General features: G+C 70.2%; 2 protein-coding genes. One reads left to right on the top strand and one right to left on the bottom strand.

Annotated features, from left to right (window positions below; genetic code table 11):
* Positions 1-252: 252 nt before the first annotated feature.
* Positions 253-1,104: an oxygenase MpaB family protein gene (locus ACFWPJ_RS18005; RefSeq protein WP_378852697.1), complete on the bottom strand. Its 852-nt coding sequence runs from the start codon at positions 1,102-1,104 to the stop codon at positions 253-255.
* Between the two features lie 113 nt (positions 1,105-1,217).
* On the opposite strand from ACFWPJ_RS18005, the gene ACFWPJ_RS18000 reads away from it, so the two are divergent.
* Positions 1,218-2,451 (top strand): acyl-CoA synthetase (locus ACFWPJ_RS18000; RefSeq protein ID WP_378852695.1); only part of this gene is annotated, 1,234 nt, incomplete at its 3' end.

The raw sequence follows: 2,451 nt of genomic DNA, 5'->3' as shown, positions 1-2,451 counted from the left end.
TCTTTTGTTAAAACGCCCCCGCGCGGGGGGGGCGCCGCGCGTGGGGGGCCGGGGGCGCCCGGGGGGGGGGTCCCGGGGGGGGGTGGGCGGGGGGCGGGGCGACCGCGCCCCCGCCGCCACCCGCCGCCACGCACCCTGTCAGTGTTCGAATACTCACGAGCATTCCTCCGGTTCTGTGGCGACGGCGATCAGATTGTCGGGAATGAAACCCGAAAGTCGCAGGTCAGCGGGGGAGGCGCGCGGGAGCGTCGATCAGATCAGCGGCTTGCCCCTGCGGTTGCGCCGGCGCATGTCGGCCAGGGCCGCGTTGAACGGGAAAATGCGGATCACCCGCGGCATCCGGCCCCACACCCTGCCACCGGCGCGCATCAGTCGGTTCAGCTTGCGCTCGTCACGCTCGGTCCAGGTGACGCCGAGTTCGTCGCGGATGTGCTGGGGGAGCAGGCCGGTGGTGAACCAGCGGTGGAACCGGGCGAACGGCAGCCGCAGCGGCGGGCTGATCATCTTCAGGTCGAGCAGATCGTCGAAGTAGGCCTTGATGGTGGGGTCGATGCTGGTCAGCGGGAGATTCGCGGCCCAGTAGGCGTCGAACGCGGCGCGGTCGGCGGGCCACATCGCCTTCGGCACCTGCAGGGTGGTGCCGAGGTGGTGGGCGTACTCGTAGAAGGTGTCGGCGATGCCATCGTCGATGGGGCCGTAGACGCGGTCCAGCACGTCGACCGCGCCCCAATACAGGCAGGCCGCCACCCACAGCTGCAGGTTCTTGTCGAAGGCGTTGTACTTCACCGGGCTCGCGGCCGTGGAGTGGACGTACTTGTGCGCGCCGTTGATCGCGGTGCGGTAGGCGGCGCGATCGGCGTCGGTGCCCATCAGCGCCACCGACAGATAGGTGAGGGTGGTGCGTGTTCGCTTCACCGGATGCCGCATGATGCTGCCGCTGTGTACTCGCGATTCCGCGACGCCGTAGCCGACGGGTGCCAGACTGAGCTGCATGATCACATTGGCGGTCGCGCCCCAGAAGGCGACCGAGCCGTCGACGTAGTCCCGGATGTCGAATTCCGCGGGTTCGATGCGACCCGAACGTGCGCGAGCAAGGATGGTCATCGTTGACCCCTTCATCGGTGAGAGAACTATATGGAGAATTTCTCATCCTGTCGCCGGGGAGTCAACGGACGGCGGCGCGTAGCACCGAAACATCGTCGCGTTAGCGTGGACGGATGCCCTACGGTCCGCCGCTGCTGCTCGCCTCGCTGAATCCGAACGCCATCGCCGCCGGGGCCGACATTCCCGACGCCGTCACCATCGATGATGCCACTCTGTCGCGCTCCGATCTGCTGGGTGCGGCGACCTCGGTCGCCGAGCGCATCGCCCGCGCCGACCGGGTCGCGGTGCTGGCCGAGCCGACCGTGCGCACGGTGCTCGCGGTGGTCGGCTGCCTGATCGCCGGGGTGACCGTGGTGCCGGTGCCGCCGGACTCCGGCGCCGCCGAACTCGAGCACATCCTGCGCGATTCCGGTGCGCAGGCCTGGCTCGGCGCGGCGCCGGAGGGGACCGCGCTGCCGGTGGTGCCGGTGCGCCTGCACGCCCGATCCTGGCACACCTATCCCGAACCGGATCCCGCGTCGACGGCCTTCATCCTCTACACCTCGGGCACCACCGGGGCGCCCAAGGGCGTGATGCTGAGCCGCGGGGCGATCGCCGCCGGGCTCGACGCCCTCGCCGAGGCGTGGGACTGGACCTGGAAAGACACACTGGTGCACGGACTTCCGCTGTTCCACGTGCACGGGCTGATCCTCGGCCTGCTCGGACCGCTGCGGGTCGGCAGCCCGGTGATCCACACCGGCAAGCCGACGCCGGAGGCCTACGTGGCGGCGGGCGGCAGCCTGTACTTCGGGGTGCCGACGGTGTGGTCGCGGGTCGTCGAACAGCCCGAATTGGCACGGCAATTGGGCAAAGCCAGGCTGCTGGTGTCGGGCAGCGCGCCGCTGCCGGTGCCGGTGTTCGAGAAGCTGGCCGAGCTCACCGGGCAGCCGCCGGTGGAGCGCTACGGCATGAGCGAAACCATGATCACCCTGTCGACCCGTGCCGACGGTGAGCGCAGGCCCGGCTGGGTCGGCACCCCGGTCGGTGGCGTCCAGACCCGGCTGTGCGACGAGTCCGGCGCGCCCGTCCCGCACGACGGGGAGAGCATCGGCGCCCTGCAGGTGCGCGGGCCCATGCTGTTCGACGGATACCTCAACCGGCCCGAGGCCACCGCGGCGGACTGGACCGAGGACGGCTGGTTCCGCACCGGCGACGTGGCCGTCATCGACACTGACGGCTTCCATCGCATCGTCGGGCGCGAGTCCATCGACCTCATCAAATCCGGCGGCTACCGCATCGGCGCCGGCGAGATCGAGACCGCGCTGCTCGGACATCCCGCGGTGGCCGAGGTCGCCGTGGTCGGCCTGG

This window comes from Nocardia sp. NPDC058497, from assembly GCF_042720195.1.
In the GTDB taxonomy this organism is placed as follows: Bacteria; Actinomycetota; Actinomycetes; order Mycobacteriales; family Mycobacteriaceae; genus Nocardia.
This window is presented reverse-complemented; position numbering and strand designations above follow the sequence as displayed.